We start from the raw sequence: 15,802 nt of genomic DNA on the forward strand, positions 1-15,802 counted from the left end.
GAGCATGGATGTGCGCGGCGTCCCCGGCCAGCAGCACACGGCCGCTGCGGTAGGCCGCGGCTTGGCGCGTGGCGTCGGTGAACCGCGAGATCCATGTCGGAGTGTGGACACCGAAGTCGGTGTTATAGACCTCGGTCAGCGCCTTGCCGAGGTCAGCCAGGGTGGGCTCGGTCGCCGGTCCAAGTTGCTTCTCGGTCACGATCACCCGCGTGGTCCGCCCGTCCTCCATCAGGTGCAGCCCGTGGATCCCCACCTCGTCGATGCGGATGCCCGCCGGCGTCTCCTCGGTCACCTCCACTTCGGCGATCAGGCTGCTCCTCGTCGCATCCCAGCCGGGGAACTCGATGCCGGCTGCCTTGCGGACAGCACTTCGCCCGCCGTCGGCGCCGACCAGGTACAGCGCGCGCATCGGCCCGACGTCGGCGAGATGCACGTCGACCCCGCTGTCGTCCTGGGCGAAGCCGGCCACCTCGAGCCCCCGGTGGACCGGCACACCCAGCTCCTCGATCCATCCTGCCAGGATCCGCTCTATATGGTTCTGCCAAAGGCCGAGCGTGTAAGGGTGCCGTGTAGGAAAGTCACTCACGTCCAGCATCGTTTTCCCGAAGAACGCCGCCTGGACGGGCTTGCCCTCGGCGAGGAACCGGTCGGCAATCCCGCGCTGATCGAGGATTTCGATCGTCCGCGAGTGGAACCCGCCTGCACGCGAGCCGACCAGTTCGGGCGTCGGGCGGCGCTCCACAATCGCCGCATCCACCCCCGCCAGCGTCAGCTCACCGGCCAGCATCATCCCAGTCGGACCGCCTCCGGCAACAATCACATCAACCATCTCAACCCCCGCTTCTCCAAGCCTTTTCCGTACACCTTCTCAGGGCCCGTCCGAGCCAGTCTGAGGCATGACGGGGGCCTTGCCGCAAGCCCCTATGTACGCGATAAGTTGGAAGTGGCAACACACAGCGCCAGCAGGCACGAGAGGCACGGCCGTCGCATGCTCCGGTCGACGCTCGTTCAGCGGTGTGGTGTCCACCTCGCTATACCTCCACGGCAAAAGGCCCCGGGTGTGATTGGCAATCCGCGAAGTCCGCTCTTCGATCATCCGGTTGACGGTCTCATCGTCAGGGCAGGGCCGGTCATCGAACGGGCATCGGCCGGAGCCGGGCAGTCCCTGAGGCCCTGAATCTTTTCCACACACATGGTGCAGAACGTGGTCGCTTCGGGCAGGATCACCGCCGCTGGTTCCTCATAGCCACACTCGGCTTTGCGCCAGTCCAGGTCCCGGCAGCAGGCGAGGTCGCATGACTCATGGCAGATGTAAACGGTTCTTGAGCAAACCTTGACGAAAGGCGGATCGACACTTGATGGGCGGGAGGAAGACTGGGCTAAGGCTTAGCCGGTTTGGTGCCCGCGTTTGTCCGGGCGGTGAGCGGCAGGCAGCAGGAGCGTTTTTCCTTCACCAAAGCCGGAATGAATTCCGGCGGTAGCAAAGGGGGTCAGCAATGCCAGTCCGGCCAACGACCATCACAAACAGCCTCTTCGAAGACAAGCCGAAGACTCAGTTCCAGCTCTTCGACCTGCCTCAGCACGACGCTGCCCCACCGACAGTCGGGCCTGATGAAGAGTCTGTTCCCCCACGCGCGGCGCTGAATCTTCCCGACATCTTCCCCCTTTACCCGTTTCTCTGAAGCGGAGCTACCGGAAAGGGGCCAGCGGCCGGCGGCCAGCCCGGATGATCAGGTCATCAGGCCGACCCCCACGTCAGTGCGTTCCAGGATGGCCCTTGCTAATCTCCGCGGCGCGCTGGTAGCCGACTTCGGCCCGCCACACTTGCCGGTTCTCCATCCAGCGCCACCGCAGCGGCTTCCCTGCATCTTGTTCCGCGGCCGCTTTGGCAGCGTCAAGGCTCTGCAGGGGTCCCACCCGGTCGGCAGGGTGCGGCCCCACCGTCAGGCGAGAAACCCAGGTCCAATGTATACACAGCCGTCATGGACATGCTGTGCGTCGCCGCGATCGGGACCATTTTCGCCCCCGCCTGAGTGTCAGTTCCTGGCCCCTACGATGATTCCCCAACAAGTGAAGAGTGGTCTCAGATGGAAGAGCAAGGGAGTGCCAAATTGACCGGCGTCCAGGTCACCGGCCTGTGGATCGCGGCGTGCAGTCTGGCCCTGGTGCTGCTCCGCACCATATTCGACGTCCTGGACGTGATGGGGCGGTGAGGGCTAGATGCCTCGAACAGAGCCTTGAAGCCGAGACGTCATGTGAGGCCCTGCAGCGACTCTCCCGGCACCACTTGGGCGCTTGAGTAGTGAACCCAGTCGTCGCTCCGGCCCTCCCGGAAGAGGCGGTCGGCTGCGGCTTGGCATTCCTGCATGTCCCTCCGGGAAGACTGAGGTCCATGCCCTAGAGCTTCACCCAACTGCTTCCACCCGACACGGCGCGTCGCGCCCGGTTCTGTCATCACTTCGTACATGGTGTGACCACGCACGAGCAGCCCCTTGCGGACCGGAGCTTCAACTTGGCGGAAGTATGCGTATCCATTGGCGAACATGGAGTTCCCGATTTGCTTGAGCAAGGGCGATAGGGGTGCTTCACCACCATTGGCAAAATCGGTCAGCCTCTGAAGCAGCTCCTGATATTCCTGGTCCAGTACCTCATCAAGGGATCCGTCCTTCTTCTGCACGTACACGTCACCGAGGCCGCCGCTGCCTCCCCTGAGTGTTGTACGGACCCACTCCCGAGCATCTTCCACGCCCTGATCTGAGGGATCAGATCGAAGTTCCACCGCGAGGGATTCATAATTCTGGGCCAATTGCGGCTGGCTGATGAGTCTGAGCAGGCCCGCGAACTTAAGCATGTCGAGCGTCAGGGCGTTTACATCGGTAGTCATCTCTGTCTCCATTCCGGGGTGCTTGCTCTGGACGCTAAGGCGCAGGTCGAATGCAATCGGGTCGGTGTTCCACTCCCGCCTCAGCGGCTGAGGCTTCGGATTCTTGAGGAAGTCCTCCAGCGCCGCCTCGACAGGTCCAATGTCGTGTACGAATTGCGACGGGATGAAACCCTTCATCCGGCCCATCGGCACTTCCACCGACTCATCTGAGGCATGTCCGGTCCGGGACAGGATCGCCCAGGAGTTCTCATCGTCGGCATCAGGATTCCGGTGGCATACCAGCTTCGATGGCAAGGTCCCGGCGACCTCGAAGCGTGCTGAGCCGTGCTCAACGACGACTCGCGCACGCTTGTCCCCGTCCAGGGAGTGCAGCGCTTCCTGGGCCACCTTACGCGCCTCGGTCAACGTGCCGATACCCCGACCGTTGACGGTCCACTCGGACCGCACCTTTGGCTGGACGACCGCAAGCCGCCAAGCAACACCAAATTGCGACCCTGCAACGTATCCGCCCATCCGCATGAGTCCGGGCTGCCCCAGCAGGAGGCCGACGACGAGGAACGATGCAAGGAGCAGGAAGTTGAGCCATACCCAAGGTACGCCGAAGCGGAACAGGTAGATGCTCACCGCCAATCCGGCAAGCAGGGGCCCGATGTCATCTGACACCTGTGGGTTTTTGCCGAACAGCATGAGTGCAACAGTCCCGATCAGGACTACCGCGCCAAAGATGGAGTAGTACCAGATCTCATTCCGGGTTTTGTTCCCAGCCATAGTGTTCCTTTTTAGCCAGCTCAAAGGGATTTCAGTCCCGGATCTTGTCTTCAAGATAGTTGGTTACCCATTCGTGGAGCCGGTTGGCGCTCCCGGCGGGTGTTGGGACCAAGAGAACTTTCCGGTCTTCGCGGAGGACTCGAGTGATGCCGTCAATGCGAGCATCCCCACGTGTCCCCTCGGTTGGTCCTCATCAGGAACAAGCGCAGACGGCGGGCCTGGCGGTGCTTCAGTGGCTCACCGTCGTGCATTCCTTGGACCGGCCTAGCTGATGACTCGCCTGATAAGTGCAGCTGCCTCCTGAACGGCATCATGGGCCATGGTCAGTGGTTCCGGGTCGCCGGCCAGCGTCACCCCGGTAACGTCCCACAGACCGAAGCTTGCCCAGCGGGGCTCGTAGAAGGACCACCAGGAGAGGCCGGCGTAGTCGCCGGTTTCATACATGGACCGCGCCCACTGCTGGGTGGAGGCCCGGTCCCGGGAGGCAACGTTGCTGGGCCGCAGGGACCAGTCCTGCAGCACCTCCGGGTCATCCAGATCCAGGATCGACGGATCTCCCTCGTACTTCACCAGCGCTTTCCTCGTGCCGTCAGGTGTTCCCGGTGGCGGGGCCAGGATGTCAGAAGTCCAAACGGGGTACCGCCCGAGGGCTTCAGCCACGGCACCCTCAGCCGAGTCGCCGACGTAGAGCACCATGTATTGGTGGTCCGGGTCGTCCACCCGGCCGGCGCCCTGCCGCGGCCAAATGTAGAGCGGGTGCCCGTTCTCGGATGGGGAGGAAGCATCGGGGTGCCAGTTGAGTACGCGCCAGAACTCCACCTAGGCGAACGCTCCCTGTTCGAAGGCGCGGATCGCCTCGATCACCGGCGCTGCACCCTCGAGCCGGTACACGTCGATGGGGCGGGCGCGCAGGTGGGCGTCCTGGCCTTCCAGCCAGAGCCTGGCCTGGGCCGGGGTGAACGCGCTGTGCAGATGGCCCACGAGGGCATCGAGGTCCGCGAGCTGGGCGCGGTTCTCTTCGTTCGGCGCGTCCTGACCGGAGACCCACCGGCCGGGCCTGTCCTTATTAACTCCGAGGAGGGCCGCCACCGCGTTGTTGCCGAGCGCGTTCACCAGCCGCTGCGTGATGGCCTGCGGACGGTAGTCCGGCGCGTCCCTCAGACCTGCCAGGTTGACCGTGACCGCCTTCAGTGTCCTGTGCCGGGCCGGGGCGCGTCTGGGTGCCACGCTGAATCCTTTGGGAAGAAGGATGACGCCGTTCCGCATTTTGACCGGGGTCTCGCGGCCGCCGCCTTTCAGGATGACGGTCTGCTCCACGGTCTTCCGCTGCTTTTCCATAGCCCAACACTATCTGTTGGGCAGGGCGGCCGGAAGAGCTGCGGCTCAGTCGGTGAGCGATGCATTCCTTGCCCCGGCCGACCGTGCCTTAGGAGATGAGGATCAGCCCGCCGGCGTCGTTGTCCCATTTGCGGGCGACGACCGCACACCAGGCGGGTGGTACAGCGTGCCGGTCCGCGTCACGTAGACCTGGCCGGGAGCCAGCCGCCGGGAGCGGTCCAGGCGCAGCCGGGTGGGATGGACCGGGATGATCGGGCCCAGGTCCTGGACGTCCTTGTAGATTTGCGTAGGGACCGTGCCGAGTAGCCTCCGTGGAGTCTCCTGGTCCGGACGGCCCCGCACCCTTTAGCGGTAGGAACCTGCCCTCGCCATCCAGGCTTCGGACAAAGTGGTCGAACCGGAGGAGTCAGCGTCGACTGTCCTCGGCAGTCAACGTTCGGGTCCGCTGGGCCACCGTCGAGGTCTGTCCGTGAGCTGCTCAGGCTCTCAGTTTCCACACGCGGCCCCATGAGGTCGGCCCGGCACCCCCTTGTCGGGGGGTGCCGGGCGGACCTCCTGCTACCTGGGTGCACTACCGGCCGGTGGTGAAGCTCCAGGAGCCTCCGGCGAGCGTGTTTCCGACGGCGTCCTTGATGCTTGAGGACATCGATGCCGTGTATCTCGTGGTGGCGGCCAGGGTCACATTCGGGTTCAGTGTTGCCACCCGGGTGGAGACGTTGTAGCTGACCGCGTAGCTGACGAGCGCCCCTGTGGTGGCGTTCCTCAGCGCGAAGGTTCCGTTTGCGACACCGGTGACGGCCTCACTGATGGTGACCGTGACGTTGGCGGTCCGGCTGACACCGGTGGCGTTGACCGCTGGTGTCCTAGTCGCCATGACTGGCCTGGGCCCGGTCGTGAAGACCCAGGAGGACGGGGCCAGCGGGTTGCCCGCGAGGTCCGTGAGGCCTGCCGTCAGGCTTGCCGTGTGCCGCTTGTCCGCGGCGAGGGTCGCCGTCGGGTTCAAGGTGGCAACGCGGGTCGCAGCGGTCCAGGTCACGGGTGCGGCAACGATGGCTCCGGCGGCGTTCTTCAGCGTGAAGCGCGCAGCGCTGAGACCCGAAATGGGCTCATTGAAGGTTGCCGTGACATTGCCCGTTTGGCTTACCGCCATGGAGTTAACTGCCGGGGCCTTCGCCGTCATGAGGGGCGCCACGGTATCGACCGTCACGGCAAGGGAACCGGCCGACATGGTTTCGGTTCCCCCGGCCGTGGTTTCGCTGGCCGTGATGGTGTGCCGGCCGTTGGTCAGAGCCGTGGTCGGGGTCAGCGAGAAGCTGCCATTTGCGGCGACCGCGGCCGTGCCTTTGGCCACCCCGTCTACGTACAGCGTGGCGCTCGTGGAATCAGGGAGTGCCACAGCACCGGTGAAGGTGGGACTGACGTTGCGGGTGATGTTGTCCGTGGTGGAGCTGCCGGTGTCCGAAGCGGCAGTCATGTCGGGAATCGACGGACCCTTCGCCAGCGGCGCTGTGCACGGGGCGGTGGGGCCTCCGATCTGACCGAACTCGAAGATCGTGTTTTCTGTCAGGAGGGCGGGGTTGCGGCCGAGCCACATCCCGCGGCTTTCGGAGTTGACGGGGTTCGATGCCCTGTCCGCATCGGAGATACCATCGAATCCACTGACGCCTGTGAGCCCTGTCCACGTGGCCGTCCAGGTGGTCAGGCCCGGGCCGTCGTAGGCCAGGGCGCCGTCATCGCCGGCGGCGGCGCTGGCCCGGAGGGTGCGCTTGCCGTTGAGGACGAAGGACTGGTTCTTGGCCACGATTCGGGCCTCAATCTGGTCGATGGGAATCTGTCCGCCGCCAGGCGCGACAGCCGTTCCCTTCATCACCACGGTGCCGGGTCCGGTCTTCGTGGCCTGCTGGGTGACGGTGACGTTCGCGGTGAAGGTCTCGTCCCCGACGGTGGGGGCGGTGAGAACGCGGACGACATCCCCGGTGCGGATGTCCGGTGTGACACCGTCCCAGCAACCTCCACCGGGGTGGTTGACTTCCACGAGACCGTCAAAGCCCGCCGTCCCGGGATCGTCCTGCGGGATGAGGTTGGACGCGGTACCGATGACGGCCCCGCCGCGAAGTACCTGAACAGTGGCCACATCGGTCCTGGCATACCCGGATGCCGAGACGAAGTCCCGGACCGGGAAAACAAGAATGGAATGCGGCGCGACCGGGACCGCGTTGATGGCCGCCGAAGCAGGCACTGCTGCGCTCTGCACCGCCAGGATGGCAAGCGCACCGGCCGCGAGACCGGCCGCCACCCGTTGATGGTTTCTTTCAGATTTCATGGAAAACTCCCCTCAGAAGCCCCAGACTTCACCGGGCCGAGTCCGGGCCGATGATGCACTCCGGTCCATGGCCGGCGTGGATGCCAGTATCGGGAAGCGACCCTGCGGAAACCCTTGACGAAAACCCCTGGCACCGCCCGAGTAGCGTCACGGACACGGCGAATTCCTCGGAGTTTCGGAGGCAATTCTCAGGAAGGACTTTTACCTTGGACACAAGGCCCACCGAGTCGCAGACTTGGCGGGCTTGACGTCAGGAAATGCCCCGTATTCCCTCCAAGGCCGCGGGGCTTTTCCTGGGTCCGCCCCCAGTGGGTTTCGCCAGCGGCTACCCCGGACAGGGGCACCTTGCAGAAGCATTGGGCGACGGCCGCAGCGAGGGGCCCCGTTTGGGCCCCCGTCCCCGTCACCTTGGTACAAGGTGTGGGGCATCCGTCTGAAGCTGTGAGAACAACCAGCTACAGTCCGCCGGTGGCACCCGGCGTCGCTCCCCGGATCAGTCCTCGTTCCGGAGGACGGCGCGGAGCCGGGCGGAGCGGGAACCGATCCGGTTCGTCTGGCCGGTCATTCCGATGAGGTTGCTGTTGTTCGAGCAGTCGTCATACACCGGGTCCGGGTCGTTGATAACGGTGCCCACGCCGTTGGCGTCGGGCACGCGCACGGCACTGTCACTGGCCGTCGGCGTCAGGGGCTGTCCCGCGGCCGTGAACTCCTCGGCACCGTGGGTCTGGCCGGAGACCAGGTTCAGCCAGCGAACACGATTCGCTGAACCTGATTGTGGTCGAAATCGAAACTGACAGACGCGCGGGGTTCGGCCACGTACGGGCTCCTTAGTGGAGAAAATTTTGCGGAAGGGAAGCGGGCGGCTGAATCTGCAGCCTTTGTCATCATTTCTGTGTCCCCATCACTCGCAGAAGCCTACCTGTTGGTTGCGTCTACTGGCTGGACGATGCCGCGGCCGGGACGGAACCCTGTATGCCCCAAAGGCCGCCGTGGTTTGACGAAAAACAGCGAATTCAGGCTGGCTCCGGTCTCACGAGTGCGCCTGCGTCGTCAAGGTGAGGATTTCGGCTCCGTCGTTGGTGATAGCGATCGTGTGCTCACTGTGTGCTGTCCGGCAGCCAGTCGCACTTCGGAGCGTCCACCCGTCGGCGTCCTTAATGAGTTCAGCGGTGTCCGCCATGACCCACGGCTCCAGTGCCAGCAGCAGCCCGGGACGCAGTTCGTATCCGCGGCCGGGCCGTCCGGCGTTCGCAATGTGCGGGTCCTGATGCATCGTCGATCCGATGCCATGACCCCCGAACTCGGTGTTTATCGGGTACCCCGCCTCGCTGAGGACGGAGCCGATGGCATAGGAGATGTCGCCGATGCGAGCCCCCGGTACGGCAGCAGCTATCCCTGCGCTCAACGCGCGCTCGGTCGCGCTGATGATCGCGACGCTCGCCGGGGGCTGGGAGTCGCCCACGATGAAACTGATGGCAGAGTCTGCAGCGACTCCGCTCTTGGAGACGGCAAGGTCGAGCGTCAACAGGTCGCCGTCGGCAAGCGAGTAGTTGTGTGGCAGTCCGTGGAGCACGGCGTCGTTGACGCCCGTGCAGATGTAGTGTCCGAACGGTCCGCGACCGAAGGATGGCGCGTAGTCGACGTAACAGGACAACGCACCCGCCTCGGCGATCATGGCCTTGGCCCACCGGTCGATGTCCAGCAGGTTCGTGCCGACCGTGGCCCGGCTCTTCAGCGTCTGCAGGATGTCAGCGACCAGGGCGCCTGTCTCTTTTGCTCGGGCCACTTCGGTGGGGTTCAGGATCTCAATCATCCAATAACTATACCGGTCATATTATCCCGGTATAATCGGAGCCATGGTCAGATTGCCGCTCACATTCGACGAGGTCGAGCGCGGACAGCGCCTCGGTGCCCTGTTGCGCCGCGCCAGGGGCCAGCGCTCGATGCTCGACATCGCGCTCAATGCGCGTGTCTCACCGGAGACCCTCCGGAAGATCGAGACGGGCCGCGTAGCGACCCCTGCCTTCCCGACCATCGCTGCGATCGCCGATGTCCTCGGGCTCTCCCTCGATGTGGTGTGGACCGAGATCAATCAGCCCGAACGTGGCATTGAACCGACCATCGCTGATCACAAGACACGTGAGCGGTTAGCCTCGTAAGTCTTCCCGCAACTGCGGTGGAGGCTTCGAGCAGAGAGAAGGCATGGGCGCGGGCTCTCACCCATGCCCCCGGTCAGTACAACTACCACGGCCGCTCCGCACCACGTTGACACAATCAAACAGCCCGGGGTTGACGAAAAACATAGGGGCGACCCTAGCCGATGGTGGCGGTGACCGGTGCGTGGTCCGGGACGGTGGCGTCCCGGCGGCTGGACGGAGTGTTCCCGATCGTGGTGATGTCCTGGACGTACGCGTCAGCGCCTGCGAGGTTCTGGACCAGGGTGTGGCTGAGCAGGATGTGGTCGATGAGCTCCCGGTCGCCTCCGTGTAGGCGTGAGAACCGGTGCCCGTCAGGGATCCGCGGCGCGATGTTCCAGAGCCGGGCCGCGTCACCGGCATCGGGCCGGTCGAAGCCGGGTGTGCCCAGCTGGGATCCGTCCGGGCCGTAGAGGATCTGAGTGGTGGCCGCCAACTGCGTGTCGTTCATGTCGCCCAGGACGACGAGGTTTTGCACGCCGCCTTTCAGGATTCCGTTGGCGTAAATCCGCAGCGTCGCGGCTTCCATGGTCCGCCGGTACAGGGCATAGGCGCCGTACCGGGCCCGTTCGTCCTCGTTCCGGGGGCTGAACCGGCCGCCGGGGTAGGTGAGCAGCTTCGACTTCAGGTGCGCAGCGACCAGGTCCAGGTCGCGGCCGCCGGCCGTGGTCCTCACGTGTAGGGCTCCGCGTCCCATTGACCCGTCGGTTTCCGTGGGGGCATCACCGACCTGTACCGGCAGCAACGGGGCCGGCAGCGCGGTCACCTCCTCCACCGTGATGAGCGGAGTTTGGCTCAGGAACCCGACCCGGATCCCCCGGTGGTCCGGATGAGTCGACAAGGCAGTCTGCCACGTTCCCGGGAGCCGGCTGGCCAGATCCGCCAGGGCAGTGGGGTCCCCGACCTCCTGGACGGCGACCACGTCCGGGGCCAGGGCGCTGATCCGGTCAGCGAGGTAGGCGAGCTTCTTCTCGTAGACGTCCTGGGTGCGGGGGCCGTACTCGCCGCCGGGGCGGAAGAAGTTCTCCAGGTTCCAGGTCGTGATTACCGGCATCTCAGGGCTCCTTCAAGGGACGTCACTGACGAAACCACGCTACCGCCGCAGAATGAACGGGAAGTGTCTCAGTGGCGTCGGGACACCCGAAGCCGATCGTCAAGGCTTTTCCTCGCTACGGCCCTGGTGCGGGGACGGGCCACGGTCCTTCAACAGTTCACTCAGCTGCTCCACCTGGGCGGTGAGCTTCCGCAGCTCCTCGTGGACCGGCGCCTCGGCGGCGTCGAGCTCGGCCTGGGTTTCCTCGGCGACGGACTGCACCATCCAGGAGGCAACGGATGCGGTGACCACGCCCAGGACAGCGACGCCGCCGACCATCAGCCCGGCAGCCACGCAGCGGCCGAGGAAGGTCACCGGGTAGTGGTCGCCGTACCCGACCGTGGTGATCGTTGTCATCGCCCACCAGATAGCGTCTCCGAACGTGGTCAGGTTCGAGCCCGGCGCGTTTTCTTCGGCGTCCAGCACTCCCAGGGCGCCGGCGTAAATCAGGAGCGTGGCCGCCCCAAGGACATAGGTCAGGACCCTGCCCCGCAGCGCGTTCCCACCGACCCGGTGCATGACCCGAAGGAGGGTGACCAGCCGCAGCAGCCGCAAGGGGCGGAGCGCCGGCAGCGCCACGATGGCCAGCTCGTGCAGGTTACGGATGAACCAGCGTCCGCGCTCCCGCGCCAGAACAAGATTCATTACGTAGTCCAGAACGAACGCCGCCCAGGTGCCCCAGATCAGGACCTCAACGACCAGCAGGTCCGTGTTGGCGATGACCTGGACTGAGTAGGCTGCCAAAAATACGAGTGCCGCGACGGTCAGGGGCCATTCGGAGCGCCTCCGCCATGCTTCCTGTGTCATTGCTGAATTCTAGGGGAGGGCCTGTCGGGTCCGGGGATGCTCCCGACTGGTGGGCGGGGTCAGGGCCAGATCGCAGGGGGCCACAGCGGTCAACATACAAATTCCCCGGTCACGGCGAATGCCAGAACTGGGAGTTAACCTTCGGTTGGCCTGAAGGTGGGGTGTAGGTGGCCAGCTGTTGGCACAGGGCGGACACGGTGTCACGTGCACCTGCACACCACCAGAGTGGAGAACACCACATGCACACCCCTACGAAGCTCGGCGCTGCCGTACTCAGCGCGGCCCTGCTGCTCGCCATCCCCTCCCAGGCCATGGCTGCTGATACCAACCCGAAGGGCGGAGACAACCACTTCGACCTCCAGGCCCACCGCGGCGGCATCGGACTCACGGCCGAGTCAACACTGGCGTCCTTTGCAAAAGGGATCGAGACCGGCGTCTCGACCCTCGAGCTCGACCTCCAGATCACCAAAGACGGCCGGGAAGTCATCACCCACGACCGCAGGATCAGCGACAAGAAGTGCACCGACACCGGACCCGTCACGCCCGGAGACGCGCAGTACCCGTACGTCGGCAAGTACATCAAGGACCTCACCTTCGCGCAGGTCCGCAGCCTTGACTGCGGCAGCCTCACGCAGCCCGAGTTCCCAGGCCAGCAGGCCTCTCCCGGCGCAACGATGCCCACCCTGGCCGAGGTCTTCGCCCTCGCGGACGCCCACCACGCCAGCCAGGTGAAATTCAACATTGAAACGAAAGTGGAGGCCGGCGCGCCGGAGCAGACAGCTCCCCGTGAAGAATTCGTAAAGGTGGCATTGCGCGAAATCAGGGCCGCCAACATGCAGCACCGCGTGTCCATCGAAAGCTTTGACTGGGGTGCGCTGCGCCTGGTCCAGCAGCAGGCACCGCAGATCCCCACCGTGGCCCTGACCAACAAGGACTTCCTGCAGGCCGGCCAGCCCGGAAAGTCCCCATGGCTGGGCGGCATCGACTCCGACGACTTCGGTGGAGACCTGGTCGCCTCCGCCGCTTCCGTGGGCTTCGACGCCATCTCCCCCGTGCACGGCACGCCGCAGAACGGCACCGTCGAGGACGCCAACTACGTCCCCTACGTCACCAAAGACATGGTCACCCGCGCACACGCCGCCGGCATGCGCGTCATCCCCTGGACCGTGGACGACAAGCCGACCATGCGCGCCATGATCGCCACCGGCGTCGACGGAATGATCACCGACTACCCGAACCGCCTCCGCGAGGTCATGGCCGAGTCCGGCATGAAGCTGCCGCACAGCTAACGGTGCCCATTCGGAGCATGAACCGGGCTACTGCCCCGTCCCTGTCCGGAGGAGGTCTGGAGGCGGCCAATGCCCAATCCGCGCATCGGCCGCCTCCGCGCTTAGCCCGAGGAGGTCACCGGACCGGCCCTGCAGCAATGCCTGTCACCGGACAGCATCCGGCAGACAACGCGGATCCAAACCCTCTCCAAGGCGTCCGGCAGCTCCTCCGGGAATACGAAAGCGACATTCAGGCGCGTCTGTATCAAGGCCAAGTCATCGATGAGGTCACGCACTGCGATGTTCGGTTCGTCGGCTTCGGCGAGTTCAACCAGCAGCCAGCGGGCGCTTCGTAGCTTCCCCAATTGACGTGTTCCGTCTAGCGGGTCGACCCCGCCCGCTTCAGTTCTCCACTTCGCAGGCGCCACAAGTTCCCGGCCATGCTACCCCAGCCTGGCGCGGGCCTTGTGACGCCGGGTCCGGTGCTACTGGGGGAGGGCACCGGCCCCGACTGTTCTGGGTTCTTGGTCACCTTCAACTCCAGAACACTCAGAGTCTCCCCTGCGTCTTGGGATAAGCGCGGCCTCTAACGCTGGTGATGGCCTGGGCGTTGCCCAGATTTGGGGGTACATCGCCAAGGTTTACGCAGGGACCGTGCCGACTAGCCTCCCCGCACTCCTGGTCCGGACGGCCCCACACCCGTTAGCGTAGGAACCTGGCCTCGCCATCCAGGCCTCGGACAAAGTGGTCTAACCTGCGGAGGTCAGCGTCGGCGGTTCCTCGCAGTCCCCGTTCTGGGCCCACGTCCCCGTCGCCTCGGTACAAGGTGTGAGGCAGCAAAGCCAAGGTGGCTTCGAAGTGCGGCAGGAGTTCCTCCAGTTCACTTCCGGGGCCGGGCTGGCGCACGTGCCTACCAGACAGCAAAGGAGGAGAGCCCGTTGGGCTCCCCTCCTTTGCCTTACCGGGTGTTGACAGCCTGCTACCTGCGGTTTGGCGTGCGGGTGATGGAGGCGACTGCGCCGGTCTGTTCGTTCAGCAGCACCTTGTCGTTGCGCTGGTGGTGGAAGTTGAACATGGCGGTCATCGACCCGGCCGTCGCATCAGCGGAGGCGTCGCCGATCTGACCCGTGCTCCAGTTGTCCTCGATGAAGCGGAGGATGGAGGCCTGATCCGTTTCGGTGTGGTCGACGAAGTTTTTCTTCGCGTAGGGGGAGATGACCACGAGCGGTTGGCGCGGGCCGGGGCCGCAGCGGTCGGCGTAGCCGCCGGACATGGGAACGCCCTTGTTATAGGCATTAAGGCACCAGGCGGCGTCGTCGGGACTGTTGGAGGAGTTCTTCACCTTGGCCGCGACGTGGTCGTACCAGCCGTCGGAGTCGTCGTAGGCAAGCACGACGGCGGTGCTGTCCCAGTTCTTCGACTTCTGGACGGCGTTGACCTGCTTGGTGATGAAGTTCTGCTCATCGACCGGATCAGAGTAGGAGGCGTGGCCGTCCTGGTAGTTCGGCGCTTTGAGGAAGGACACTGCGGGCATGTTGTCGCTGTTGACGACCTTGTCGAAGTCGCTCACGTCGTACTGGTGGTTAGCCTGGCCGTTGTGGCCGATTTCCGCGTCGCTGGCCGGCGCCAGGTGGTGGGGGTTGGCCGTGGAGGCGTAGTACTGGAACGGCTGGTGGTGCGGGTTGTAGTCAGTGCTGGAGACGCCGGCGACGTTTGTGTGCGTGGCCCCGCAGGATGCCGGGCTCGTGCCTGAGGCTGCGGCCGTGGGCGTGAATCCGCCCTGGAACCAGCCCCAGCTCACTCCCTTGGCGGTGAGCAGGTCACCGATGTTCTTGCCGGTCATTCCGATGAGGTTGCTGCTTTTCGCGTGGCTGTTGTTCGAGCAGTCGTCATAGACCGGGTCCGGGTCGTTGATGACGGTGCCCACGCCGTTGGCGTCGGGGACGCGCACGGCACTGTCACTGGCCGTCGGCGTCAGGGGCTGTCCCGCGGCCGTGAACTCCTTGGCACCGTGGGTCTGGCCGGAGACCAGGTTCAGCGCGCCGGGCGTGGAGGGGCCGAAGACGGTGCTGAAGTGGTTGTCGCTCATGGAGTAGTTCTGCGCGTAGTTCCAGATCCCGGTGACGGTGTTGCCGTCGTAGTAGTCCATGGTGAGGCCGGCACGGCCGTACTGGTTGGCGCCGCACGCGTCGCGGCTGGTGAACTCCACGAACTTGTCCATCAGGCCGCCGTTGTACGCCTTTTGTTCGGCGGTGTAGGTGTGGTCCTGGTCGCAGGTGACCGCCTGGGCGGGGCTGAGCCGGGCGGGCTGGACGGCATTGGGGTTGTTTGGGGCGAGCAGGCCGTCATGGGCGAGGGTCGCGATGTTCTTCGGGGTGTCGGCCGCCGGAGTGAACCGGGCCGCGGCAGCGGCGGTGCCCTGCTGGGCTTCCCCCGCGGTGTTCTCCGCCTTGGGGTAGGTGGCGAAGTAATGATCGAAGGAGACGTTTTCTCCAAAGATCACCACGACGTGCTTGATCGGCGTCGCGGTGCCGGACGGGGGTGTTCCTTTGGCGGAGGCCGGGCTGGCACCGAGGCCCAGCAGGCCGCTGGTCAGGGTGCAGGCCGCGAGGGCCGCGGCGCCGGTGGCAAGAGCTATTCGCTTCTTGGGGAACCGCTTTGCTGGATGAGTCATGAGACCTACTACTCGTTCCTTATCGGGAGCCGGCTCTGCTTGCCGGCCTTTAGGCAGGGGCACCGGGTCCATCCGCGCCGGGTCTCCTACCGATGGGTTGGGGACAGCGAGGCCCGTGGACCAGGGGTATTGCGGCGCTGTTGGGTTCGCTCGCAGGGGCGACACTAAGTTGCCTAGGTAAACCAACTGTGAACGGCAATCAACGAAGGGAAGTCTGCTTACCGTCTTCCCACAGCGACAGGCAGGCCATCACGTGGCAAGTCCATACTGAAGACGCAAAGATGAATGAAGGCTCGGCGACTCCATACCGGACCCTCGGATGTGAAAGTCCGGGCGTAAACCCTGCAGATAGGGCCTAATCCCTGCCGCTGCTGCGATGCGACGTTTCTTTGCGGGCTTCGCGGTGCTTGCGCCCGTCTCCTCGAGAGTTTCTCGACACGGGCAGAGCTCGT

General features: G+C 64.9%; 14 protein-coding genes. 2 read left to right on the forward strand and 12 right to left on the reverse strand.

Annotation, left to right across the window (positions count from 1 at the left end; genetic code table 11):
• From LQ144_RS19215 to map, 8 genes are all read right to left on the reverse strand, one after another.
• Window positions 1–829 (reverse strand): FAD-dependent monooxygenase (locus tag LQ144_RS19215; protein ID WP_230120410.1); only part of this gene is annotated, 829 nt, incomplete at its 3' end.
• Window positions 830–2,251: 1,422 nt separating this feature from the next.
• Window positions 2,252–3,652, reverse strand: coding sequence for a hypothetical protein (locus LQ144_RS19220; protein WP_230120411.1), 1,401 nt, complete (start codon window positions 3,650–3,652; stop codon window positions 2,252–2,254).
• Window positions 3,653–3,916: 264 nt separating this feature from the next.
• Complete coding sequence (locus LQ144_RS19225; protein WP_230120412.1) at window positions 3,917–4,471, reverse strand: RES family NAD+ phosphorylase; 555 nt, start codon at window positions 4,469–4,471, stop codon at window positions 3,917–3,919.
• Window positions 4,472–4,990 carry a hypothetical protein gene (locus LQ144_RS19230; RefSeq protein ID WP_230120413.1) on the reverse strand — a complete coding sequence of 173 codons (519 nt, stop codon included), beginning with the start codon at window positions 4,988–4,990 and terminating at the stop codon, window positions 4,472–4,474.
• Between the two features lie 102 nt (window positions 4,991–5,092).
• A complete protein-coding gene (locus LQ144_RS19235) occupies window positions 5,093–5,332 on the reverse strand; it encodes a hypothetical protein (protein WP_230120414.1) in 240 nt (79 codons plus the stop codon).
• A 229-nt stretch (window positions 5,333–5,561) separates the two neighbouring features.
• Entirely contained in the window at window positions 5,562–7,313 is a 1,752-nt protein-coding gene (locus tag LQ144_RS19240; RefSeq protein ID WP_230120415.1) for an Ig-like domain-containing protein, read from the reverse strand.
• Window positions 7,314–7,806: 493 nt separating this feature from the next.
• Window positions 7,807–7,971: a hypothetical protein gene (locus LQ144_RS19245; RefSeq protein WP_230120416.1), complete on the reverse strand. Its 165-nt coding sequence runs from the start codon at window positions 7,969–7,971 to the stop codon at window positions 7,807–7,809.
• Between the two features lie 372 nt (window positions 7,972–8,343).
• On the reverse strand, window positions 8,344–9,126 hold the full coding sequence (map, locus tag LQ144_RS19250; RefSeq protein ID WP_230120417.1) for a type I methionyl aminopeptidase: 783 nt from the start codon (window positions 9,124–9,126) through the stop codon (window positions 8,344–8,346).
• 43 nt (window positions 9,127–9,169) lie between these two features.
• Between map and LQ144_RS19255 the strand changes: the two genes are divergently transcribed.
• Entirely contained in the window at window positions 9,170–9,472 is a 303-nt protein-coding gene (locus LQ144_RS19255) for a helix-turn-helix transcriptional regulator (protein ID WP_230120424.1), read from the forward strand.
• 154 nt (window positions 9,473–9,626) lie between these two features.
• On the opposite strand, the gene LQ144_RS19260 is transcribed toward LQ144_RS19255, so the two are convergent.
• On the reverse strand, window positions 9,627–10,562 hold the full coding sequence (locus LQ144_RS19260) for an endonuclease/exonuclease/phosphatase family protein (RefSeq protein WP_230120433.1): 936 nt from the start codon (window positions 10,560–10,562) through the stop codon (window positions 9,627–9,629).
• 99 nt (window positions 10,563–10,661) lie between these two features.
• A complete protein-coding gene (locus LQ144_RS19265; RefSeq protein WP_230120435.1) occupies window positions 10,662–11,408 on the reverse strand; it encodes a potassium channel family protein in 747 nt (248 codons plus the stop codon).
• 239 nt (window positions 11,409–11,647) lie between these two features.
• On the opposite strand from LQ144_RS19265, the gene LQ144_RS19270 reads away from it, so the two are divergent.
• A complete protein-coding gene (locus LQ144_RS19270; protein ID WP_230120436.1) occupies window positions 11,648–12,697 on the forward strand; it encodes a glycerophosphodiester phosphodiesterase in 1,050 nt (349 codons plus the stop codon).
• A 101-nt stretch (window positions 12,698–12,798) separates the two neighbouring features.
• On the opposite strand, the gene LQ144_RS19275 is transcribed toward LQ144_RS19270, so the two are convergent.
• Window positions 12,799–13,041: a hypothetical protein gene (locus LQ144_RS19275; RefSeq protein WP_230120438.1), complete on the reverse strand. Its 243-nt coding sequence runs from the start codon at window positions 13,039–13,041 to the stop codon at window positions 12,799–12,801.
• Between the two features lie 614 nt (window positions 13,042–13,655).
• Window positions 13,656–15,350, reverse strand: a complete 1,695-nt coding sequence (locus tag LQ144_RS19280; protein WP_230120440.1) for an alkaline phosphatase family protein — start codon at window positions 15,348–15,350, stop codon at window positions 13,656–13,658.
• Between the last annotated feature and the right edge of the window lie 452 nt (window positions 15,351–15,802).

The organism is Arthrobacter sp. Bi83 (assembly GCF_918698095.1).
Lineage (GTDB): Bacteria > Actinomycetota > Actinomycetes > Actinomycetales > Micrococcaceae > Arthrobacter.